We start from the raw sequence: 21,702 nt of genomic DNA, 5'->3' as shown, positions 1-21,702 counted from the left end.
AGGAGTATGCTTGTGAAGAAGAAATATGCAATTGATTTGCTACTTTTTATTCTTTTTGTAATACTGATGCTATTTCACATAACTGAAGGTATCATGCACGAAATAGCTGGAGTAAGTGTATTTATTCTGATTGTTTATCATAACCTACTAAATAGAATTTGGTGGAAAAGGATATTTAATGGTCAGTACAATTTATTGAAATGTGTACAGACCATTCTGAATATATTCATGATTATCAGTGTGGTTTTGACGATTTTTACAGGTGTTTATATGTCGAGACACCTTTTTGCTTTTTTTGATGTTAGAGCTGGGATGAGATTAGCTCGAAAAACTCATATGATTGCTTCCTACTGGACTTATTTACTAACCGCCATCCATCTTGGTTTTCATTGGGATCAAATATCTCGTTTTTTACAAAGAAAACTAAATCTTAAAGTATTGAATTTCATAATAGCAGGAATCACGGTATATGGATTTTTTACTTTTGTGAATAGCAAAACTTATGTCTATCTTTTGGGATTAACAGAGTTCTCTTTTCACGACTCAACAAAAGCATCAATAGTTCACCTTATTGAGTATTTTTCATTATTTATTTGTTTTGCAACAATGGGGAACTATTTAAAAAAAAGTCTGATAAGAAAGAGGAAAAGAGAATGAAAAGAGCTATACTATTGTTAACTACTATGTTGCTGCCATTAACCGCATGTTCTCAAGAAGAGAGTGTTAGTAATCAGGAGAACACTGATTTTTCAATTACTATTAATGATAACTCAGAAAGCGATAATGATCCTTCAAATGTAACCTCTTCTGAGGTTCTGATTGCCTATTTTACTTGGGCAGATAATACCACAGTAGAGAATCCAGATTCGGTTGATATTGATGCAACTACATCAGCTAGTGTTCTTGATCCAGGAAATACAAAAATAATGGCTGCTGCAATTCAAAACCGAATTGCTGGTGATCAGTTTTCGATACGTACTAAAAATCTTTATTCGCCGGATTATGATGAATGTTTAGATCAAGCTGATGTTGAGTTAAGAAATCAAGAGCGTCCAGAGTTAATCGGAAATGTAGAAAACTTTGAACAATATGAAGTCATTTTTTTGGGATTCCCAAATTGGTGGTATCATTTACCCATGCCAATTCATTCTTTTGTTGAATCAAATGATTTTTCTAATAAAATTGTCATTCCATTTTGTGCTCACGGTACTGGTGGACTTGCAAGTTCTATTGATGATCTAAGGGATGCGTTACCAGAGTCCACAACTTTGGCTGAACCAGTAGGAATTTATCGTGAAGACATGAATGATGTCGAAAACATAATAAATGATTGGATAGATTCTTTGCCAATAAAAGAGTAAGCATAAAAAACATTTCGTATACATCTGGTAAACACAAAAGAGTGATCTACTTATTAAATATAAGTAGATCACTCTTTTGTGTTGCCTATGTTCACGTCAGCAAAGAAGGCTGTGAATTTGTATAGGATTTGAGCAAAGCTTGTATACTATCTAATTGCCATGCAATGCTTCAAAGGCATTTCATTAGATTGAAATAAGCATTGGCAGTATTATGAATTTTCGAGTACATTTACTATAGATAATTTCGTTTTGTTTGAAGGCTTATTCCTGAAAAGAGAGTAATATCCAATAAAAATGAAACAATCTAAATTGAAGAATTTCTTATTTAGGAGAGTAAAATGAACAAAAAGAGTTTTCCGTTAATAGGGTTGTTGTCTGCTGCGCTTGTCATTGCTTCTGCTCCCGCTATATCAGCAAATATTCCGGCAATAAGTAAAGCATTTCCTAATATTTCTGCAACTAACATCAGTCTTTTTACTACTATACCATCTCTATTTTTGATATTAGGTGTTTTTTTAGCGAATATTGTAGAGAAGAGAATTGGGAAGAAAAGAACAATACTAACAGGTTTATTAATGGTTGGAGTTTTTGGAAGTCTCCCATCATGGTATAATCAATCTTTTTTGATACTGTTTGTGTCTAGGTGCCTTTTAGGTATAGGGATAGGGCTGTTTAATCGTCTGGTGATTCAGATGATAGGATTATTATATCGACGAGAACCTTTGAAGAAGGCACGAGCACTAGGTTTAGAAAGTGCTTTTGAAGGTTTAGGTGGGATATTAATGACTTTTACTGTTGGACAAATTGTTAAAGTATCTTGGCAATTATCTTTTGTAGTATATAGTTTAGCTTTTATGGGTTTTGTATTAATTTTTCTTTTTGTTCCTGATAAAAGAGAAAACTTTCAAACTGAACCGATCCCAGACTTAACTAGTGTGTCAAAGGATGCAAAAGAAAGGATGATAAAACTTTCTTTTTTACTTTTCATAATTGTTACATTTTTTATCATCTATAATCTTCAGATCACACCTTTGCTGATTCAGCAAGGTATAGGCGATGCAACTCAAGGTAGCAATATGATTGCAGCAATTGCAATTGGTGCTTTCATAGCCGGCAATTTTTTTGGAAGAACTTACGGTCAATTGAAAAATTATATTGTGCCAGTGGCTGCTGTCACGGCAGGAATGTGTATATTTGTTACCACTATCTCATCTTCTATTGGAGTATCTCTTGTTTGTTCCGCAGGACTAGGTTTTTCGTTCCGCAATATTATGCCCTATTTTAATCATCTGTATACGACTGGAAATGAAGCGAGTAGCAAATTTGGAACAACAGTGGTTTTGATAGCCTACAATTTAGGGTCAACATTATCTCCGTATGTAATTAGGATATTTGAAAGTTTTTCTTCGGGTATTCAACCTTCTATTTTGCTCACTTTCATTGCGTTTGGATTCGGAGTACTAGGTTTTTTAACCTTAATTTTTAACAAGAAAATTTTTATATCAAATGAAGTTTAAAGGAGAATATCAATATGTACATTTTCCAAAAAATAGAAGAGGTAACTCTACAGAATAATGAGACCAGGAGGAATGTCGGAGAATTCCTGCTAAATAATAGAGATAAAATCACTGAATTTAGAATGGAGGACGTGGCAAAATTAACCTATACATCTAAACCCACACTTTCGAGATTTGCAAAACTAATGGGGTACCCTGGTTGGAAGGAGTTTGTATATGCTTTTTCTCATGAAACAGTCAACTTGAGAGATGTAGAATACTTTAGCATTAATGCGAATTACCCATTTACACAATCTGACGATCCTTTAGAGATTGTTGAAAAAATTACAAGTCTTCAAATGCAAAGTATTGAAGACACTATTCAACAATTAGATATGGAAAGTTTAAAAGAAGCAGCAGAGTTAGTTCATAAGGCTCATCGAGTAGCGATTTATGGGACTAGTCCCAATAATTATTACGGAGGAATTTTTAAACGAAAGTTATTGGGTATAGGAAAAAATGCTGTTTTTGCTGAACTTGGAGAAGCTGGAGTTATCTCACAAACTCTTTCTGAGAATGATGTTGCCATAATTATCTCATATTCAGGTAACAATGTTCACCGAGAACCAACAATAAACCTAAAATACTTAGTTCACAGAAAAGTAAAAATCATAGGCATTACTAGTGCCGGAGACAATCTTTTAACTAAATATTCCGATACTACATTGTTTATTTCAAGCAAAGAAAAATTGTATTCAAAAATATCTAATTACGCAACTGAACAATCGATTATCTTATTATTGAATCTCTTATATAGCATTGTGTTCTCTTTAGATTTTGAAAGGTATGAACAAAATAAAATCACTTCTTCATCTTTGATGGAAATTCAACGACATTCAGAAGCAATTGAGCTTTCAGAGTAAAAACAAAAACGTTACTTTGTTTCAGCTAAAACAAAAAAAAGAGTGAAGAAACTGAAACTTGTTTCAGTTTCTTTATATTCGCTTGGAACCGCTATCTTTTGCTGTTAAATTACATACATAGCAAGACGAAAAACAAAATCAGTTACAAAAGGAGAAAGGAAAATGAGTAAAAAGTACGAGAAGCTTGCAGAATCAATTGCTGCAAAAGTGGGTGGCTCCGATAATGTTTCAACGTTAGCTCACTGCCAAACTAGATTGCGTTTTGTTTTAAAGGACGAAAACAAAGCCGATAAAGAAGGGATAAAAAAACTAAATGGAGTTGCCAATGTTATCGAAAGTGGTGGACAATTTCAAGTAGTTATTGGTACTCATGTTGAAGAAGTTTATGAAGAGGTTGTAAAGTTCATTAGTCCTACTGAGGATACTCAAGCTGTAGAAAAAGATACACGAAATCTATTAAGCAAATTGATCGATTTTATTTCCGGAACATTTAGTCCTATTATTCCAGCAATATCTGGTGCAGGAATGGTTAAAGCATTGCTAGCCATCTTGGTATTATTCAATATTGTTTCGAACGAATCACAAACATACTATGTTATCAGTTTTATAGCAGATGCTGTGTTCTATTTCTTACCAGTTTTATTAGCTTATACAGCAGCGACAAAGTTAAAATGTAGCCCTTATTTAGCTGTAGGTCTAGCGGGTATCTTGCTTCACCCAAATTTCTCTGCTTTAGTTGCAGCCGGCGATGCAGTTAGCGTTTTTGGAGTTCCGATGCGTCTAGTATCTTATGGAACATCTGTAATTCCGATTCTTTTGATCGTTTTTGCTCAAAGTTACATTGAAGGTTTCATGCGGAAAATTACTCCAAATGCAGTGAAAATTATATTCGTACCGATGGTTACTATTTTTGTAACAGGGTTATTGGGTTTATTGATTTTAGGACCTATTGGTTCATACGCTGGAGAATATTTAGCTTTGGCCTTTGAAACTTTGCAAAACTCTGGTTCTTGGATTACTCCAACAATTGTGGGAGCGACTCTACCTATTATGGTAATGTTTGGATTGCACCACAGTGTAGCTCCACTAGGAACAATGCAAGTAGCTTCTCTTGGATATGAAGGTATCTGGGGACCTGGAGTGATGGTATCAAATATTTCAGTAGGGATTGCAGTTTTAGTTGCAGGGCTTCGTTCAAAATCAAAAGACACTAAACAACTTGCTTCGGCTAATGGTATCACCGCATTAATGGGCATTACTGAGCCAGGTTTGTACGCTATTGCTTTACCTAAAAAATATCCACTTATTGCAGCTATGATTGGTGGAGGTATTGGTGGCTTCTACGCAGGATTTACTGGAACAGTTAGATTTGCTACAGGATCAAGTGGTTTACCCGCAATTCCATTGTACATCGGGGAAGACATTGGTAACTTAATTAATATCCTAATCGCGATTGTTATTGCTTCTGTTGTTACCGGAGTTGCTACTTATTTTCTAAGTTTTAGATTTGAAAAAGACGATGAAACCATTATTGTTCCAGAAAGCGTTGAAATTACACTAGAAGATACAACACTTATGACACCAATTGAAGGAGAAATTTTGCCTTTAAGTAAAGTAAATGACGAAGCTTTCTCATCGGAAGCATTGGGAAAAGGCTTTGCGATTGAACCAAGTGATGGACGTGTAGTAGCTCCTTTTGACGGAGAAGTAGTAACAATTTTTCCAACTAAGCATGCAATAGGACTTCTCTCAAACACCGGAGTTGAGGTACTCATTCATATTGGTATTGATACAGTGAAACTTGATGGAAAGTATTTTGAGGCTTTTGTTGAGACAGGTCAGCCTGTAACTAAAGGGCAGTTGTTAGTAACTTTTGATTTAGCAAAATTAAGAGAAGAAGGCTATGTCACACAGGTTCCAGTTGTTATCACTAATACCCATCAATACTCTACAATTGAAAATTTAGCAAAAGGCTCATGTAAAGAAAATGATGATGTCTTATTAGTAAGAGTTTAGGAGGATTCAAATGGGATTTAGTAAAGATTTTTTATGGGGCGGTGCTGTAGCTGCTAACCAAGTTGAAGGTGGTGTCTTAGAAGATGGGCGTGGCCTATCAAATATTGATGTTTTACCTTTTGGAGAAGACCGCTTAGCTGTGCAAAAAGGAGAAAAGGAGATGCTTGATTGGCAGGATGATTATTATTATCCTGCCAAAGAAGCCATTGATATGTATCACCATTATAAAGAAGACATTAAGCTATTTGCTGAAATGGGGTTTAAAGTCTTTCGCATGTCATTATCTTGGTCACGAATCTTTCCAACAGGCGAAGATACTGAACCAAATGAAGCAGGGTTAAATTTCTACGATGAAGTTTTTGATGAGCTCAATAAATATGGAATTGAACCTTTGGTAACAATTGCTCATTTTGATGTTCCTATAAGTTTAATTAAGAAGTATGGCGGTTGGAAGAATCGTAAGCTGATTGAAATATATCTTAACTATGCCAAAACGGTTCTCAATAGATATAAAGGAAAGGTTCGCTATTGGTTAACGATTAATGAAATTAATGTTCTGGTTCATCAGCCCTTTGTAGGCGGGGGAATCGTTTTTGAGAAAAAAGATAATCGTCAAGAAATTATTTATCAAGCTGCCCATCATCAGTTAGTAGCAAGTGCGTTAGTTACAAAAGCTGCTCATGACATAGATAAGAACAATTTAGTTGGTTGTATGCTTGCCGGGGGAAGTCACTATCCTTATACTTGTCGTCCAGAAGATTATCAGGAAGCCATAAATCGAGATCGTGAAGGGTACTTCTTTATTGATATTCAAGCAAGAGGAAAGTATCCAAACTATGCTTTGAAGAAGTTTGAACGTGAAAAACTGAATATTATTATGGGACCACAGGATGAAGAAATATTAGCTGCTTCACCAGTAGATTTTGTTACATTCTCTTATTATTGCTCTCGAACAGTTAGTGCACATCCAGAGGATAGTGAAAAAGCTACCGGGAATATTATTCCTTCAATCAAAAATGACTATTTGAAATCCTCTGAATGGGGATGGCAAATTGACCCGTTAGGTCTTAGAAATTCTTTAAATCAATTATATGATCGGTATCAAAAACCTCTTTTTGTTGTTGAAAATGGTTTAGGAGCCATCGATCAGCCTGATGAAACAGGCTTTATTGATGATGAATATCGTATTGAATACCTCCGTGAGCATGTAAAAGCAATGAATGATGCAATCGAAATTGATGGTGTAGAGCTTTTAGGTTACACTTCGTGGGGCTGTATTGATTTGATTGCTGCTAGTACAGGCCAGATGAGTAAACGTTACGGATATATATATGTTGATCGAGATGATAAAGGAAATGGTACCTTGGAGCGTTCTAAGAAGAAGTCCTTTTATTGGTACAAACAAGTTATTAGCTCTAACGGAGAAAATTTGGATAGCGAAAATATCTCAATAGGAAAAAAAGAAGTAAAAGTATAGTCAAAACATCTTTGATTGGGCTTAGAAAGCTCAATCAAAGATGTTTTTGATTATTAATTTGACTTAGAGTTCACTGGAAGATGTAGAATGGATTAAATTGATGAAGGAGTGACTGATATGGAATATACAACAGTAGGTAGAACTGGCATCAAAGTATCTGAAATGGCTCTTGGCACGATGTCTTTTGGAACAACTGCTGACAAAAGTGAATCAAAAAAGATTTTTGATAAAGCAGTTGATTATGGGATTAATTTTTTTGACTCTGCTAATGTTTACGGTGGTGGGCAATCCGAGAAATTTTTAGGAGAATTTGTTGGTAAACAACGGAATAAGTTTGTAATTACTACAAAGGTTTTCTGGCCTGGGGGACCAGACAAAAACCAGTCTGGTTTATCAAAAAAAAGTATTATTCAAAATGTTGAACAATCATTGAAAAGGCTAAACACAGACTACATTGATTTCTATTTTCTTCATGATTACGATCTTAATACGCCTATCGAAACGACTTTGCTAGCATTAGAACAACTAATCAGAGATGGAAAAATTCTTTACTCTGGAGTAAGTAATTGGGCTGCTTGGCAAATTGCTAAAGGTTTAGGGATACAAATCAAAGAATTTCTCACTCGCTTTGAAATAATCGAACCAATGTACAGCTTAGTAAAACGTCAAGCAGAGGTTGAAATTTTACCTCTAGCTAAAGATCAAAATCTAGGAGTTATCAGCTATAGTCCATTAGGAGCAGGCTTGTTAACGGGAAAGTATTTGAAAAATAAAGAAGCTACTGGCCGTTTGACAGAAGAAGGTCGCTATGCTGATCGGTATAGTCAAGAAGAAAACCAATTGGTTGCCAAAAGGTTTATAGCTTATGCTGAGGAGTTAGCGATTTCACCAGTAACCTTAGCCGTAGCTTGGGTAAAATATAATGAGGCTATCACTGCCCCAATTATAGGTGCTCGAAATGTTGAACAATTACAGCCAAGCCTTGAATCTATAGATTTTAAGATGACGCCTGAAATTTATCGAGCTTTAAATGAATTATCAATAACTCCACAGCCAGCAACTGACCGTGGGGAAATTTTAACAGGAAAATGGACATAGAAGGAGAGATATCAATGAGAAAAATAGTAAGTAGCATAAGTATCATCGGTCTATTTGTTTTGGGAGGTTGCAGTACTACTAGTCAAAATAATCAAACCTCTATTTCAGATTCTTCAACAGAAAATTCACACAGTAGTTTTGAGAAAAATGCAGAATCTAATATGCTTAGTGATGATGCTAGCAATGGAAATGTTGCAATAGTTTATTACTCATTAACAGGAACAACAGAGGATGTCGCAAATGAAATACAAGCTCAAACTAATGGGGACTTGTACTCAATTGAAACAGTTGAGGAATATCCCGATGTTTACTCAGAAGTTGCTGATGTTGTTAGTCAACAAAGAGAAGATGGAGAATTACCTGAGTTACAGCCTATGGATATCGATTTAGAAAAATATGACACTATTTTTATTGGATCACCGATCTGGTTTGGTTCTAGCTCATTACCAGTTCAACAATGGTTATCAGAGAATGAACTACATGGAAAAACGATCCATCCCTTTTTTACTAGTGGAAGTAGTGGTATTGGAACAGCGAGTTCTGAAATAGGGCAGTTAGCTGAAAATTCAATAGTCAGTGAAGGAATAGGCCTTACGGATAATGACATAAATCAGGCAAATGAGCTAATTGCTACTTGGCTTGAAGAAAGTTAAGGAGGTCTTCTAATGAAAAAAATGGTCATTTTTGGAGTTGGACCAGGACTAGGTATGAGCCTAGCCAGAAAATTTGGCGCTAATAATTATGAAATAATTTTGCTTGCTCGTTCTCGAGAATCTTTAAGACAATATTGTGATGATCTGTTAAAAGAAAATATCAAGGCTAGTTATTATATTGCAGATGCTGCCAGTGCAGAATCTGTATCAAAAGTCTTTCAAAAGTTATGTGCGGATCAAGGACATATTGATCTCTTTATTTACAATATTGGCTTTTTGGAGCCAAATCGAATACTGGAGTTGACTCAATCAAAACTTTTAAAGACTCTCCAAATGGATGTAACAAGTGGGTTATTATCAACTCAGATTATTTACAAAAACAATGATCCAAAAATGAATTCAGATATATTGTTTACTGGTGGAGGTATATCTATTTCACCTGAGAAAAGTATGGCATCTTTGTCAATTGGGAAGGCAGGACTGCGTTCATTAGTTTTCTTACTGGCGCAAGAATTTGAGAATTCAAATGTTTTCGTAAGTACTATAACAATTTGCGGTGGAATAAAATCGAATACTCATTTTGATCCAGCCAATATTGCTGAAGTCTATTGGAAAACTGTGCAGGATCGTAACCAAACTGAAGTATTTTACAGATAAAAAGAAAAATTAATCTAAATTTTGCAAAATAAAAGATTCTGCGAGTTCTGTAGCAGAATCTTTTATTCACTTCATTTAGTCTTCAAAAACTTTTTTTGCGAGATTAAATGCCGACCAAGCTTTCGGCCATCCAGAGTAAAAGGCTAGTTGCGTAATAATCTCAATGACCTCCTCTTTGGTCACTCCATTATCCTTTGCTTTTTGCAAATGAAAAGGTAATTGTTCAAAATTTGATCCAGAAATTAATGCAGTAATAGTAACAATAGAGCGATCTCTTGGAGCTAATTCATTCTCTCGCGCCCAAACTTCACCAAACAGAATATCATCGTTTAGTGCAGCAAATTGAGGGGCAAAGTCTCCTAATTGGTCTTTTCCGGCTGTAACTTTTTTCATCTCTTATACCTCCTATATTAATGTATAATAAGTATACAAGTTCGAGTGAACTGGAAGTCAAGTGAACAGTTAGCATAATTAATAACTCAAATAGAAGGTGGACCAATGGAATTAAGAGTATTACGCTATTTTTTAATGGTGGCTAGGGAAGAAAACATAACAAAAGCGGCCCACGCTCTGCACGTTACTCAACCAACACTATCACGGCAAATGGCGCAATTGGAAGAAGAGCTTGGTGTTAAGCTTTTCAACAGAAAAAGTCATAATATTGAATTGACTGAGGAAGGAGTCCTATTGCGTAGACGTGCGCAAGAAATGATGCAGCTTTCAGAGATAATTAAAGACGAACTCTCTGGGGCTGGGGAGGAATTATCTGGAAAAGTAGCAATCGGAGCAGGAGAATTGAAGAGTATGGATCAGTTAGCAGATATTATTGCAGAATTTCATGAAGAATACCCTAAAGTTGAGTTTGAGCTGTATAGTGGCAATGTTCAAGGTATAAAGTTTCAAATGGATCAAGGGTTATTAGATTTGGGACTATTAATCGAGCCTGTTGAAATTGAGAAGTACGATTTCTTAAGGATGACACAATCTGAACGATGGGGAGTTTTAATACCAGATAATAATAAATTGGCCAAACTTTCTGCAATTACTGCTGTTGACTTAAAAGATCAACCTTTAATCGTTTCAAAAAGTTCATCAATGAGAAGTGAGTTGAAAAGCTGGTTTGGGGATTTCGGACAAGAGTTGAACATCGTGAACACATATAATTTGCTATATAATAGCGCGATGCTGATGCGCAAAAATATAGGATTAGGTTTATCATTGGAGTTACACTCACAATATGAGGGATTAACATTTATTCCCTTAGAACCCGAATTAAAATTAACTTCCGTATTAGTTTGGAAGTCCAATCAGGTTTTTTCACCTGCTACTTCTAAATTTATTGACTTTTCAAAGAAATACTTAAAAAGCATTTCACAATGAATAAAATAAGCATTAGACATAATAGAGATTCGGATGCATACTGTAGATGTTCCTAAAGGACATCTACAGTTTTTTTTTGAGGAGGGTGGATAATTGATGAAGCAAGCTGAGGTGAGTAGTCTATATAAGATTCCCGTTGAAATTTTGAAGGAATATGAATCATGGGGGCTTTGTGATGTTGTCAAAATTGTAATGGGAGAGTGGCAATACGACGATCAGGATATAGAACGCCTAAGTACTATCATGGCTCTACATGACTTAGATTTTTCTCATGATGAAATCGAAATTTATATGCGTCTTCTACTTGAAGACAAAAATAGTGAAGAAAAAAGAATTAGAATTTTAACAAGCAAGCGGCAAAAAAAATTAGCAGACATTCATTTACAGGAGAAAAAACTTCAGAGAATTGATTACTTGCGTCATATGATAAAAAAAGATCAAAATAAATAATTATAAGAAAGGTAGTTAAATATGAAAACACTAGTTTTAGTATTTCACCCAAATATTCAAAATTCAAATGTAAATCGCCATTTGGCGGAAGCAGCAAATACAAAAGAAGGCATAATTGTTCGAGATATGTATCAATTATATCCTAACTTTGATATCGATGTTGAAGAAGAAAAACGTCAATTAGAGGCAGTAGATCGCATTGTTCTGCAATTTCCAATGTACTGGTACAGTTCACCTGCATTATTAAAACAATGGGAAGATGTTGTTTTGGAATACGGATGGGCATACGGAAGTACAGGGGATAAATTGCATGGAAAGGATTTATTGATTGCTGTAACTCCTGGTGCGCCATCGGATAGTTATGTTCATAATATAAATTTTAAATATACCGTAACAGATTTACTACGGCCATTTCAAGCAACAAGTAATTTAATCGGAACACGTTTTGTAAAACCGTTTATAGTGGCAGGAGCCTCTAGCATAGAGGATGCTGTATTAGACCAATTCGCTAAAGAATATGTTGAATATTTATTAAGGGACGAAATGGAACTTTTAAACGATTATGAATAAGGAGTGATAAAATGCCTGTTATTAATTTTGAAATTGGAAAATTATCAAAGGAACAAAAAAGACAAGTTGTTAAAGAGTTTACTGAAACGGCAGTAAAAGTGACCGGATTGCCAGCAGATGCGTTTTACATTTTTATTAAGGAAAATGAAGCAGATAATGTTGGCGTTGGTGGCTTACTTCAAAGCGATCGACATAATTCAAACTAATTGAGTGAGAAGCAGAAATCTAACTATGAATGAAATGCAAAATAATTTGAAAAAAGCCAAATTTGGTTTTGGTGCTTGGGCAATTGCTAAAGATACTATTTCAATAATTGGATGAAAGAAAGCAAAATAAATTGAGATGCTGTTAACGCAACCAAAATCCGAATTATTCAATGAAGAATTTACTCGTCTCACACCATTAGTGTGAAAATCGTTGACATTAGGAAGAGCCATAGTTAAATAGGAAAGTCATTACATTCATGCTCATTTTTGAATGAGCTCTTTTCCATAAGAAAGTAAGGAGAGAATCATTATGAATATTTCGCAAGTAGCTAAACAACTAGATCTAACTCCGACAACGTTACGGTATTATGAAACAATTGGATTAATACCGCCAATCGAAAGAACATCCAGTGGAATTCGAGTTTATTGTGAAGCAGATATCGATTGGATTTTTACTATCAAGTGCATGCGCGAAGCTGGTTTATCTATTGATTCCCTGATTGAATATAATGCTCTTTACCTAGAAGGCGAGGAGACCTACCAAGATAGAAAAGAAATTTTGTTGAAAGAACGGCAAAACCTGTTAGATAAGATCAATGATATCAAACTAACCTTAGACCGATTAGATTATAAAATATCGAAGTACTACAAAGATGAAAAAAAAATCTATGTGAAATCTAGAAAAATATCATGAACAAAAATTGATTGAGATTCTTATGTAAGATAAAACCTTATATGAAAGTAGAAATACAGAAAAGATTGATGGTATCGAGCTGACGTTCTCTCTAGTAATCATGAAGAACATTAAAAGTTCCATAAAGGTAATAAGAGATAAAGAGCAGGTAGAGTTCACATATTTGTTTTTACTCAGGTTAAATCCTTATACGGTTGGTTGTCACTAAAAAAATCAAGAATAAGCTTGAAAGAAGTCAGAGTAGATTACCCCTTTTATTAAGTCTATGCTCTAGTACTGAATCTAAAAAAAACTATTAGATATTGAAGGAGAATGAAATATGTCAAATATAGCAAAAATTGCAATCGGAACATGGTCGTGGGGAGTTGGTGGCTTTGCCGGTGGAAATGTTGTTTTCGGTAATGAATTGGACACTAATGATTTGAAAGATGTTTTTGATAAAGCAATGGAAAAAGGCCTAAACTTGTTCGATACTGCTTATGCTTATGCCAATGGAGAGTCTGAACGGATTCTAGGTGAATTAATCGCTCAATATGATAGAAAAGATGTTGTCATTTCAGATAAGTTCTCTCCAGGAATGCAAAATGATAATGCTGAAAATCCTGTACTTGAGATGCTTGAAACAAGTTTAAATAAACTAGACACAGACTTTATTGATATCTATTGGATTCATAACTCTGCAGATATTGAACGTTGGACTCCATACTTAGTTGATGTTATGGAGTCTGGAAAAGTTGGAAGGATTGGCGTCTCAAATCATAATCTGGAACAAGTAAAAAGAGTACAAGAGATACTGAAACCTTCCGGCATCCAAATATCTGCTGTTCAGAACCATTTTAGTCTGTTGTACAGAGAATCAATTGAATCGGGATTACTGGACTATTGTAAAGAAAACGAAATTCAATTCTTTTCTTATATGGTTCTCGAACAAGGCGCTCTTTCTGGGAAATATAACGAAAAAAATTTATTACCTGTAAATTCTAATAGAGGTAAGACATATAACCCCCTTTTTCCAAAATTGACTGAGCTTTTAAATGGGTTAGGCGATATTGCTAAAAAATATGAAGTTTCTCCAGCACAGGTTGCGACTGCATGGGCAATTGGGCGAGGTACTACACCTATTTTAGGTGTAACAAAAGTTGAACAAATTGAAGATGCTGTTCAATCGTCAAATCTTAATTTACCAGAAGAGGAAATCAGATATCTTGAATCCTTAGCTATCGCATCAAATGTAAATACACGAGGTGGATGGGAAGGTCAAGCCTAGTTATTGTTTAAGAGAATTAATCATATAATATGTAAAACTATGATTTTTCAATGGTAAAAATTTTAATTTCACTTGCTCAGAGGAGCTTCATACTTGATGTAGAGTTCTTCAATTCTTTGTAGTTTATAAAAAGCTAGAAAGAAAGCAAGTGTTTTTTTGTGAGTTGTTTTGCTAATATCCGGAAATATAAAATTATTCTGAATAAAAAATAGATGATTAACTATTTGGTATCAGAAAAGTCTAGATTATTATGCAGAAAATCCCAAATGAAGACTAGTTGCAAATGTTCTTACTAGTCTTTTTTGGTATGTTAAGTGAAAGATTCAATCAAATTAAGTGTTAAAACATGGGGATTTTCATATTTATGCTAAGCATAATGATGATGTATTTGTCTTTCTTGGTTAAATTATTCCCGTTTTTTTAATCGAATCAATTGCTGCTGGAATAGCTCAGGATATCTCTTATTCTAATGTTATACAAGTCTTACTGAATAAATGCCAAGAAGAGGAAAAAGCTGGAGTTTTATCAGTGTTTTATTTCATATGGAGAGGCGACAATACCAAGTTATATTTTAGGAAGGTTTACAAATAATTTAGATTTTTATCAAATAAGTTTAATATACCTAATCATTGCTCTATTGCTAGGTTTATTAACTTTGATATATAACCAAAAAAGAGACTCAGAAAAGCCCAAGAACATCTAATTGTTCCTTGGGCTTTTTCATAATAAACGATAATTTTTAAATTCAACAATTGACTTCCAGTGCTAATTATTTTGCTCTGTTCCATTTTTTATTTTCAAGGTTTCAAAATCCATTTTAAAGACTATTTAACTAATGAAAGGAGGATTAGTATGGCAATCGAGAAAGAAAAGAAAATTTTATATGACTTGATGAGGGAAATAATCGAAGAAAGGAGAATATTGACTAAACTATACTTTGATTTGAAGGAGCAAATTAGAAAGATCAACACACCAACCATTAATGAAGAGCATGATAGAAATAATCCAATAATCGAAAAGAAAAGATCAATTTCTACTTTAAAAAAGGAAAAAGAAATTCAGGAGGCAAATTATTTTAGAAAAAACAGAACAGCACATCACGTATCTTTTGAAAGAATTGCAAATAGTGTTGTATTTATTTTAAAGAATAGTCCAATTCCTTTAAGTAATAAGGAACTGATTTCACGGTTAACTAGTGAATTTGAGATACATCTTACTTCTTCAAATTTAACATGTAATATCTTGCCAAGAATGCATAAAGATGACTCTATTCCAGTATATAGAGCATACAGAGGCTATTGGCAATATAGAAGATAACAACTTACTTGTTAAATTTTTCTAAAGCAGGTGCGAAATTTTGAATGAAGAAGAGTTAACCTATAGCTTCATAAAGTACATTCATTTATGCTTGGTGAATCACGCAGGGAAGTACTATAAAAATAAGTTCAATAATTCACATTTGATTTCATATGAAGAATCTGTAACTGAGGTGTTATTACAAAATTCTATGGGATTAGATAGACAAAATTTTTTTAATCCAGAAGAGATTCTCGAAGAAAAATCAATATATGAAATAGTGAATTATAGTCTAACTAATCTCAGTGATGAAGAACTAGCTATTTTGTATATGAAATATTTTTTGAAAAAATCGGATAGAGAAATTGGAACTTTGATTGGGATCTCAAGCCAAGCAGTATCCAAACGAAAGAGAAAAATAGTTCAAAAGATTCGTAAAAATATTTAGGGACACTTACTCCTCCAAAAAAATGAATTTTCTGGGAGGAAATAATTTTGGAGAATATGCGTACCCTAATTAATTTGGCGAAAAGTGGTAACGAACAAGCAATGATAATTTTGATAAAACAATTTGAACCTTTGTTAATAAAGTTGGCTACTAAATATTCGAATAGAATCGATGAAGATTGCTACCAGGAATTGTCAGTAAAGTTTATTATAGCCGTTAGCAAATTTGATTTGAATAAATTTGAAAAAAAGTAGTTTCAAAAGTGAAGCAACAGACTATTTAATAAGTGAGAAACAATTGATCTTTGAAAATTGAATAGAATAGCGTTAGGTACGTTTAATTTCAAAAGGAGCCCATGTCGAATTGACGCCAGGATATCTTTTAAAAGATGAGCGAAACTCAATTGCGACAAATCACTAATTTATTGTTACAGTGATTGCGAGGATTTTTGAGATGATAATGATACTTCTGTAAAGCTCGGCGTGAATAGTGGAGAGGTGAGATTCCTATGTACCTTTGGTAACAAAAAGGTAACCTAACGTTATATAAGAAATATTAGAGTAAAAATGAAATAGAAAACAAAAAATTCGGAGGTAACTATGAACGTTATTATTGGATTATTACTATTTTTTACAGGTGGCTTCATTGGTATCGCCATAATGAGTTTAGTTCAGATAAACAGATTAAATAAAAATACTTCTGCAGAATCCAGAAAATAGCAAAAAGTAAATTACTTAAATAGATGAATGGAAGTAAAAAACTATATGAATGACTTTCATTAGAAACCAATCATATAGTCCTATCTGTTTAAGTCAACTAAGATTTCCAAACAATAATTTCTGCTGATAAATGGCTAACACCATATTGTGTTAGTTTAATTGCATCAGCAAGATTCATTTTTTCAATCGAACGTTCCCCGCTTTTCAATTTTTTGATAGTACTCAAACTAATGTTTGTTGCTTCAGAAAGCTGTTTTGCGGTGGTTTGATCCAAAATCTTACGAATGATATTCATGTCAGCAATCTCTCTAGACATAGGTTTTAATCTCCCTCCTATCATAATTATAGCATACCACTACAGTGGTTAAACAGTGTTTTTCAGGGTACTGTAGTGGTCTTTTTGGTTTTTATATAAAAATAGTAGGGGAGATAAAAAATTTCAAAAGCCCAAATTTCAAAAGGTAAGCAACTTTCAGATTACAAAAAAAAGAAAGAATAGTCATAGAAGAGGTGTATTTAATGAATAATGAAAAATTTGAAACCTTTTTTAAGAATGAGATGTTTCCTATTATTCAGGAAAGTATTGAAGAATATACTGGCAAACTTCTATCGCTACGTCGACTACCTTTGGTTTTAACTAATGAAAACTTAAAGGAAGAATTCCAAGTTAGTGATAGTACATTAAATCGATTAATTAATTTAGCGGATTTTCCAAAATGTTGGTATGGTATTCGTGGTCATTATTCGAAAGAAGATATTATGCAATGGTATCGGAACAAAAACTACGATCTATACGTAGAAAAAATGCGAGCAATTCGCTCTCTATAGAATTTATTTTCGGAGGAAATCATAGTATAATGGTTAATGTAGTAAACTTCGATAAAATCGCTTTAAGCTCAACCTCCCTAAATATTGGGAGGAAATAATGAAAACAAAAGATAGATTCAAAAAAAAACTTAATGCTTCTGGAAAGATTACTTGGTATTTTCATGCTTTCCGAACTACCAGACGAGGATTTAAAACGAAACGTGAAGCACAACTAGCCTACTTGGAGTTAAGACAGCTTAACGAGAAAAAACGTAAAATTGCTGGTAGTCATGAACAGTTCTCTTCAATAGCTGATATGTGGTTTTATCACTATAAGGAATTGGGAGAACAAAAAGAAAGCACCTATGACAAAAGAAAAGAATCAATTAAAACTTTATCGTTGTGGATAGGTGATAAAAAACTTAATTCGTTCGATTCAGATTTTATGACTGATTTTTTATTCGATTTAAAGGATAAAGGATATGCTAAAAATTCACTCTATAGTTTTAAACAAACACTGAATATGATTTTTAAGTTCTGTGTCAAAAATAAAATGTTAAGTGAGAATCCTTTAGAGGGTGTCAGCCTTCCTAAATATCAACAAACTGTACAAGGTTTGAAGCAGTCTTTAGAAAGCTTAGATCAAAAGTATTTGACGTTAGATGAATTGAGAACGTTGTTGAATTATTCAATCGTTCATGAGGATTTAACCCTGTCCACTCTCTTTCACGTTCTGTTTTATACAGGATGTCGCGTCAGTGAAGCTTTAGCATTGCAACCAGAAGATATCGATTTCGAAAAAAATGAAGTTCTTTTTTATAAACAAACAGCAGTTAAAGGTAAGCAAATCAATTTCAAAATTGAAACGACTAAAAGTGTTAGTTCAGCTAGACGAGTCGTAGTCACTCCTTTGGTGATCGAGAAATTGAAAACTCTCATAAATGTTCTTGATGAGATGCGTTCAAATTTAAACTTTGTCATTGAAGAACCTTACTTGTTTGTTTATTTAGACCCTAGCAAAAGAGGAGTTCCATTTCGTAGAGAGTACGTCAACGATCATATCAAGAATTGTGTCAAAAGATGTGGGATATCGAAACCATTTCATACTCATTTAACTAGACACACAATGGCTAGTCTAGTCGCTGATCATTGTAGTTGGGATGTTTTAAAAGCAAGATTAGGTCATGCTGACAAATCAACTTCTGAGATATATCGTCACTTAACAGCCGATGAACGGCTTAAACCACTAAACGCATTTAGCGATTTAGAAAGTTAATTGTACTTAAATTTGCATAAACTAGAATTACTATATTCGTCAGAGTGTAGTCAAAATTTTTAAAAAAAATGCTGATATATAAGCGTTTATTAGTATTTCGCAAGTATCAAAGAGATCAGAAGATAATCTTCCTATGATTGTCTGAAAAAGGTTCTTGCGAATTATGAATATCGTGATTGGAACAATTTATGTCGTCAAGATTTAGTCAGTCCCTTTCAAAATGTTGATATATCAGTCTTTATAAGACTTTCGCAAGTATCAAAGAAATTCGTCGTTAATATTTTATTATCAGATGAATCAAAGCCCTTGTTTATCAAGGGCTTTTTCTTTTGTTCTCGAAAATACTAAAAATAGGAGACAGATATTTTTAGCAGGATTCTCACTGTTATAGGGTTGACTGACTACTGGATAAATGAGTCGAATGCCTGGATAAATTTTTTACTTGCCATAGATAAGACACGTTTATCCTTGAAAGCAATACCAATTTTTCGAAAAGCGGGAATATCTAAATCTCTAATTACGATATCATAAGAAAGTCTTTGCAGAATTAGATGAGGAAGAATGCTCACACCTAGTCCTTTTTCTACCATTGCCATGATGGCATAGTCATCCCAAGTGGTGTACTGCACATTGGGCGAAAAATTATATTTATTCAATAATCGCGTTACATCTGAATTCCCATCTTTCTCTAAAAGGATAAAAGGGAGTTGTTGAAGATCCTGTAAAGCAATTTTATTTAATACGGCCAAGGGATGTTCAGTAGGCAGGATTACTTTCAATTCATCCTGTTCTATGGACATTACTTGAAGCTCAGGAAGGGTTGGTAAGCGAAGAAATCCAAAATCTACTCTGCCAGTAATAATCCATTTCTCTATTTCATCATAATCACCTAGTAATAGTTCAAAAGCTATGTTTGGATACGTTACCTGAAAATCATGGATCACTTGCGGCAGCCAATGGGTTGCTACACTTGAAAATGTTCCAATTCTAATGACTCCAGAACTGATATCACTCAATTCTTCTACTCTACGCTGCACAGCGTCATATTCTTCACATAACTTTTTTGCAAGAGGAAAAATATTCATTCCATCGGAGGTTAAGCGTAACCCGGAACGATTTCTTTCCAAAAGTGCAATATCCCATTCCTGTTCTAAATCGTTAATCATTCTACTAATACCAGATTGAGAATAATTTAATGCTTTTGCTGCTTTAGTGAAGCTGCCTAATTCGACAGTTTTCACCAAGGCGAAATATTTTTGAATGTTCGTATCCATAAAAAACTACTCCTTTGAAGCGATCTTTTTTACTCTTTATTATTTATAAAGGCTCACTCTGGACTAATCTGGCTGTTGTCCATCATGTGCCGGCCATTGACAATCCAGCAACTGCATTTCTGTAAAAATCGCTTTAAAGGAGGAAGCTTCTGGTGAGCAGGCGTAAATCCCAAACCGAATTTTGTCTGCACCGTTGAACATGTGACAAATTCGCATTTGTTGAAAGGTTTTGCCGTCAACTGAGGATTCGATGCAATAATCGTCTTTGCGTCTGCTTAGGCGATACCACATAGAGCTGATTTCGGCGTCAATTTCGGTTGTCGCCCAATCAGAGAAGCCATGATTAGTAACAACGCTTCCTAAGTGTTGATATTCTCCGTTTTCATATTCGACGGAAGCTTTTAACCAGTTTTCACTGTCTAAATACATCACTATGCCGCATTGATCAAACCGATGCTTGCTTTCAACAAAGTCTGTTTTTACAACAAAGCTAAAAAAAAGTTCATCCGTTTCCATTTGAAAAACAGGCGCATTGTCATTCTGAAAATGATAGTATGTATTTTGCCAGAGATCCGTGTACGGTTTAGTAACGATTTCTACGCCATTATTAAATAATTCGTAGCTCTCTGGAAAGCGTGTCCAGTTAAAATTCTGTAAATTCATTTTTTTCCTCCATTTGATTTTGTCCTACCAAAAGAGTATCAAAAAGTGGACAGGTAATCTACGGAAAGATCGATCAAGAACGATAATTCCCAAGAGTACATAATCAAACTTTGCAAACGCTCGGCTAAATGCTATTCTAATTATTGAAGATAATCGTTGGGAAAGGTGGAACGTATGAAGAAGACACGAGTACTGTATTTAGAAGTTGCAGAAAAGCTCAAAGAAGATATCTTTTCTGGTAAATATCCGGTGGGAACCATGTTGCCGACTGAAACCGAGTTAGAAAAGCTTTTTGATGTCAGCAAGATCACCGTGAGAAAAGCGATAGAGCTTTTAGCCGCTGATGAGTACGTGGAAAAGAAGAGTGGAAAGGGAACAACGGTTCTTAGCGAGCGTCCTTATAATAAATTATCGAAGGCTATTAGCTTTACCCAAATTTTAGAGAATTCGAATTTAAATGTAGAAAAAAGAATCTTGGCTGTTAAAAAGGTTGAACTGACTGAAAATGAAAAGGCCTCTGAATATTTTGGCACGGAAGCTATTTGTTTTGAGCGAATGTACTTATTAGCGGGCAAGCCGTATATCTACTTCAAACATTACTTACCCGTTGGTTTAGAAAGAGTGACGAAAGAAGATTTAGAAAAAGAATCGCTCTATCGTATTCTGTATCAAAATGGGTTAGATATTGATCGTTTTATCGACGATTTTGTTGCGATTACGGTAAATACTGAAGAACAAAGGCTGCTCCAAACAACTGAAAAAATCGCCTTGAAGAGAATTCGTAAATCGTATGACTACAATCACAAGGTTATTGAATATTCCGAAGCGTTGTATAATACTTCGGATCATGCGTATCAAATTGAATACGAAACGTAATACTGAAGCTGTGATGAATTTCTCATCACAGCTTTTAATATAATTAATTTATAAAAGAGTTGCGAATAGGCTTTTTAGCGGCTTTATGTAGAGTT

25 protein-coding genes are annotated in these 21,702 nt (G+C 34.2%); 21 read left to right on the top strand and 4 right to left on the bottom strand.

What is annotated here, in order from left to right:
- The first annotated feature begins 12 nt into the window (after positions 1-12).
- From IGI44_RS10310 to IGI44_RS10270, 9 genes are all read left to right on the top strand, one after another.
- Entirely contained in the window at positions 13-657 is a 645-nt protein-coding gene (locus tag IGI44_RS10310) for a DUF4405 domain-containing protein (RefSeq protein WP_438787651.1), read from the top strand.
- Positions 654-1,361 carry a flavodoxin gene (locus IGI44_RS10305; protein ID WP_438787650.1) on the top strand — a complete coding sequence of 236 codons (708 nt, stop codon included), beginning with the start codon at positions 654-656 and terminating at the stop codon, positions 1,359-1,361. The genes IGI44_RS10310 and IGI44_RS10305 overlap by 4 nt, the downstream gene beginning before the upstream one ends.
- Before the next feature lie 338 nt (positions 1,362-1,699).
- Entirely contained in the window at positions 1,700-2,878 is a 1,179-nt protein-coding gene (locus tag IGI44_RS10300) for an MFS transporter (protein ID WP_438787649.1), read from the top strand.
- Positions 2,879-2,892: 14 nt separating this feature from the next.
- The gene (locus IGI44_RS10295; protein ID WP_438787648.1) at positions 2,893-3,780 is read left to right on the top strand and encodes a MurR/RpiR family transcriptional regulator; all 888 of its coding nucleotides are present in this window, start codon (positions 2,893-2,895) and stop codon (positions 3,778-3,780) included.
- A gap of 162 nt (positions 3,781-3,942) precedes the next feature.
- The gene (locus IGI44_RS10290) at positions 3,943-5,796 is read left to right on the top strand and encodes a beta-glucoside-specific PTS transporter subunit IIABC (RefSeq protein WP_438787647.1); all 1,854 of its coding nucleotides are present in this window, start codon (positions 3,943-3,945) and stop codon (positions 5,794-5,796) included.
- Between the two features lie 10 nt (positions 5,797-5,806).
- Complete coding sequence (locus IGI44_RS10285) at positions 5,807-7,273, top strand: 6-phospho-beta-glucosidase (protein ID WP_438787646.1); 1,467 nt, start codon at positions 5,807-5,809, stop codon at positions 7,271-7,273.
- Positions 7,274-7,390: 117 nt separating this feature from the next.
- Positions 7,391-8,371, top strand: coding sequence for an aldo/keto reductase (locus IGI44_RS10280; RefSeq protein ID WP_438787645.1), 981 nt, complete (start codon positions 7,391-7,393; stop codon positions 8,369-8,371).
- A gap of 14 nt (positions 8,372-8,385) precedes the next feature.
- Positions 8,386-9,024: a flavodoxin gene (locus tag IGI44_RS10275; RefSeq protein ID WP_438787644.1), complete on the top strand. Its 639-nt coding sequence runs from the start codon at positions 8,386-8,388 to the stop codon at positions 9,022-9,024.
- Positions 9,025-9,036: 12 nt separating this feature from the next.
- On the top strand, positions 9,037-9,681 hold the full coding sequence (locus tag IGI44_RS10270) for an SDR family NAD(P)-dependent oxidoreductase (RefSeq protein ID WP_438787643.1): 645 nt from the start codon (positions 9,037-9,039) through the stop codon (positions 9,679-9,681).
- Between the two features lie 75 nt (positions 9,682-9,756).
- Here IGI44_RS10270 and IGI44_RS10265 read toward each other — a convergent pair whose 3' ends face one another.
- Positions 9,757-10,074: a carboxymuconolactone decarboxylase family protein gene (locus IGI44_RS10265; RefSeq protein ID WP_438787642.1), complete on the bottom strand. Its 318-nt coding sequence runs from the start codon at positions 10,072-10,074 to the stop codon at positions 9,757-9,759.
- Between the two features lie 105 nt (positions 10,075-10,179).
- Here IGI44_RS10265 and IGI44_RS10260 point away from each other — a divergent pair, with 105 nt between their 5' ends.
- The 9 genes from IGI44_RS10260 to IGI44_RS10220 all read left to right on the top strand — a co-directional run bounded on the left by IGI44_RS10260 (position 10,180) and on the right by IGI44_RS10220 (position 16,246).
- A complete protein-coding gene (locus IGI44_RS10260) occupies positions 10,180-11,061 on the top strand; it encodes a LysR family transcriptional regulator (protein ID WP_438787641.1) in 882 nt (293 codons plus the stop codon).
- Between the two features lie 96 nt (positions 11,062-11,157).
- A complete protein-coding gene (locus tag IGI44_RS10255; protein ID WP_438788966.1) occupies positions 11,158-11,511 on the top strand; it encodes a MerR family transcriptional regulator in 354 nt (117 codons plus the stop codon).
- 21 nt (positions 11,512-11,532) lie between these two features.
- On the top strand, positions 11,533-12,081 hold the full coding sequence (locus IGI44_RS10250; RefSeq protein ID WP_438787640.1) for an NAD(P)H-dependent oxidoreductase: 549 nt from the start codon (positions 11,533-11,535) through the stop codon (positions 12,079-12,081).
- A gap of 11 nt (positions 12,082-12,092) precedes the next feature.
- Positions 12,093-12,287 carry a 4-oxalocrotonate tautomerase DmpI gene (gene dmpI / locus IGI44_RS10245; RefSeq protein WP_438787639.1) on the top strand — a complete coding sequence of 65 codons (195 nt, stop codon included), beginning with the start codon at positions 12,093-12,095 and terminating at the stop codon, positions 12,285-12,287.
- A 310-nt stretch (positions 12,288-12,597) separates the two neighbouring features.
- Positions 12,598-12,981 (top strand): MerR family transcriptional regulator, encoded by a 384-nt coding sequence (locus tag IGI44_RS10240; RefSeq protein ID WP_438787638.1) that lies wholly within the window; start codon positions 12,598-12,600, stop codon positions 12,979-12,981.
- A gap of 319 nt (positions 12,982-13,300) precedes the next feature.
- Positions 13,301-14,248, top strand: a complete 948-nt coding sequence (locus IGI44_RS10235) for an aldo/keto reductase (protein WP_438787637.1) — start codon at positions 13,301-13,303, stop codon at positions 14,246-14,248.
- Positions 14,249-15,100: 852 nt separating this feature from the next.
- Positions 15,101-15,565: a hypothetical protein gene (locus IGI44_RS10230; RefSeq protein WP_438787636.1), complete on the top strand. Its 465-nt coding sequence runs from the start codon at positions 15,101-15,103 to the stop codon at positions 15,563-15,565.
- Positions 15,566-15,605: 40 nt separating this feature from the next.
- Complete coding sequence (locus IGI44_RS10225) at positions 15,606-15,992, top strand: sigma-70 family RNA polymerase sigma factor (RefSeq protein ID WP_438787635.1); 387 nt, start codon at positions 15,606-15,608, stop codon at positions 15,990-15,992.
- Between the two features lie 56 nt (positions 15,993-16,048).
- The gene (locus IGI44_RS10220; protein ID WP_438788964.1) at positions 16,049-16,246 is read left to right on the top strand and encodes a helix-turn-helix domain-containing protein; all 198 of its coding nucleotides are present in this window, start codon (positions 16,049-16,051) and stop codon (positions 16,244-16,246) included.
- A gap of 562 nt (positions 16,247-16,808) precedes the next feature.
- On the opposite strand, the gene IGI44_RS10215 is transcribed toward IGI44_RS10220, so the two are convergent.
- On the bottom strand, positions 16,809-17,027 hold the full coding sequence (locus IGI44_RS10215) for a hypothetical protein (protein WP_438787634.1): 219 nt from the start codon (positions 17,025-17,027) through the stop codon (positions 16,809-16,811).
- A 242-nt stretch (positions 17,028-17,269) separates the two neighbouring features.
- Here IGI44_RS10215 and IGI44_RS10210 point away from each other — a divergent pair, with 242 nt between their 5' ends.
- On the top strand, positions 17,270-17,539 hold the full coding sequence (locus tag IGI44_RS10210) for a DNA-binding protein (RefSeq protein WP_438788962.1): 270 nt from the start codon (positions 17,270-17,272) through the stop codon (positions 17,537-17,539).
- A 97-nt stretch (positions 17,540-17,636) separates the two neighbouring features.
- Positions 17,637-18,794: a tyrosine-type recombinase/integrase gene (locus IGI44_RS10205; RefSeq protein ID WP_438787633.1), complete on the top strand. Its 1,158-nt coding sequence runs from the start codon at positions 17,637-17,639 to the stop codon at positions 18,792-18,794.
- 401 nt (positions 18,795-19,195) lie between these two features.
- On the opposite strand, the gene IGI44_RS10200 is transcribed toward IGI44_RS10205, so the two are convergent.
- Entirely contained in the window at positions 19,196-20,068 is an 873-nt protein-coding gene (locus tag IGI44_RS10200; protein WP_438787632.1) for a LysR family transcriptional regulator, read from the bottom strand.
- 63 nt (positions 20,069-20,131) lie between these two features.
- The gene (locus tag IGI44_RS10195) at positions 20,132-20,731 is read right to left on the bottom strand and encodes a DUF1349 domain-containing protein (protein WP_438787631.1); all 600 of its coding nucleotides are present in this window, start codon (positions 20,729-20,731) and stop codon (positions 20,132-20,134) included.
- Positions 20,732-20,905: 174 nt separating this feature from the next.
- Here IGI44_RS10195 and IGI44_RS10190 point away from each other — a divergent pair, with 174 nt between their 5' ends.
- Positions 20,906-21,607 (top strand): GntR family transcriptional regulator, encoded by a 702-nt coding sequence (locus IGI44_RS10190; RefSeq protein ID WP_438787630.1) that lies wholly within the window; start codon positions 20,906-20,908, stop codon positions 21,605-21,607.
- Positions 21,608-21,702: the final 95 nt, after the last annotated feature.

This window comes from Enterococcus sp. DIV0756, assembly GCF_051710745.1.
GTDB lineage: Bacteria > Bacillota > Bacilli > Lactobacillales > Enterococcaceae > Enterococcus_A.
This window is presented reverse-complemented; position numbering and strand designations above follow the sequence as displayed.

Excerpts from the sequence above, each read along its gene's own strand:
- IGI44_RS10305 (WP_438787650.1), top strand. The coding sequence starts at position 654 with ATGAAAAGAGCTATACTATTGTTAACTACTATGTTGCTGCCATTAACC.
- IGI44_RS10300 (WP_438787649.1), top strand. The coding sequence starts at position 1,700 with ATGAACAAAAAGAGTTTTCCGTTAATAGGGTTGTTGTCTGCTGCGCTT.
- IGI44_RS10295 (WP_438787648.1), top strand. The coding sequence starts at position 2,893 with ATGTACATTTTCCAAAAAATAGAAGAGGTAACTCTACAGAATAATGAG.
- IGI44_RS10290 (WP_438787647.1), top strand. The coding sequence starts at position 3,943 with ATGAGTAAAAAGTACGAGAAGCTTGCAGAATCAATTGCTGCAAAAGTG.
- IGI44_RS10285 (WP_438787646.1), top strand. The coding sequence starts at position 5,807 with ATGGGATTTAGTAAAGATTTTTTATGGGGCGGTGCTGTAGCTGCTAAC.
- IGI44_RS10280 (WP_438787645.1), top strand. The coding sequence starts at position 7,391 with ATGGAATATACAACAGTAGGTAGAACTGGCATCAAAGTATCTGAAATG.
- IGI44_RS10275 (WP_438787644.1), top strand. The coding sequence starts at position 8,386 with ATGAGAAAAATAGTAAGTAGCATAAGTATCATCGGTCTATTTGTTTTG.
- IGI44_RS10270 (WP_438787643.1), top strand. The coding sequence starts at position 9,037 with ATGAAAAAAATGGTCATTTTTGGAGTTGGACCAGGACTAGGTATGAGC.
- IGI44_RS10265 (WP_438787642.1), bottom strand. The coding sequence starts at position 10,074 with ATGAAAAAAGTTACAGCCGGAAAAGACCAATTAGGAGACTTTGCCCCT.
- IGI44_RS10260 (WP_438787641.1), top strand. The coding sequence starts at position 10,180 with ATGGAATTAAGAGTATTACGCTATTTTTTAATGGTGGCTAGGGAAGAA.
- IGI44_RS10255 (WP_438788966.1), top strand. The coding sequence starts at position 11,158 with ATGAAGCAAGCTGAGGTGAGTAGTCTATATAAGATTCCCGTTGAAATT.
- IGI44_RS10250 (WP_438787640.1), top strand. The coding sequence starts at position 11,533 with ATGAAAACACTAGTTTTAGTATTTCACCCAAATATTCAAAATTCAAAT.
- dmpI (WP_438787639.1), top strand. The coding sequence starts at position 12,093 with ATGCCTGTTATTAATTTTGAAATTGGAAAATTATCAAAGGAACAAAAA.
- IGI44_RS10240 (WP_438787638.1), top strand. The coding sequence starts at position 12,598 with ATGAATATTTCGCAAGTAGCTAAACAACTAGATCTAACTCCGACAACG.
- IGI44_RS10235 (WP_438787637.1), top strand. The coding sequence starts at position 13,301 with ATGTCAAATATAGCAAAAATTGCAATCGGAACATGGTCGTGGGGAGTT.
- IGI44_RS10230 (WP_438787636.1), top strand. The coding sequence starts at position 15,101 with ATGGCAATCGAGAAAGAAAAGAAAATTTTATATGACTTGATGAGGGAA.
- IGI44_RS10220 (WP_438788964.1), top strand. The coding sequence starts at position 16,049 with ATGCGTACCCTAATTAATTTGGCGAAAAGTGGTAACGAACAAGCAATG.
- IGI44_RS10215 (WP_438787634.1), bottom strand. The coding sequence starts at position 17,027 with ATGTCTAGAGAGATTGCTGACATGAATATCATTCGTAAGATTTTGGAT.
- IGI44_RS10210 (WP_438788962.1), top strand. The coding sequence starts at position 17,270 with ATGTTTCCTATTATTCAGGAAAGTATTGAAGAATATACTGGCAAACTT.
- IGI44_RS10205 (WP_438787633.1), top strand. The coding sequence starts at position 17,637 with ATGAAAACAAAAGATAGATTCAAAAAAAAACTTAATGCTTCTGGAAAG.
- IGI44_RS10200 (WP_438787632.1), bottom strand. The coding sequence starts at position 20,068 with ATGGATACGAACATTCAAAAATATTTCGCCTTGGTGAAAACTGTCGAA.
- IGI44_RS10195 (WP_438787631.1), bottom strand. The coding sequence starts at position 20,731 with ATGAATTTACAGAATTTTAACTGGACACGCTTTCCAGAGAGCTACGAA.
- IGI44_RS10190 (WP_438787630.1), top strand. The coding sequence starts at position 20,906 with ATGAAGAAGACACGAGTACTGTATTTAGAAGTTGCAGAAAAGCTCAAA.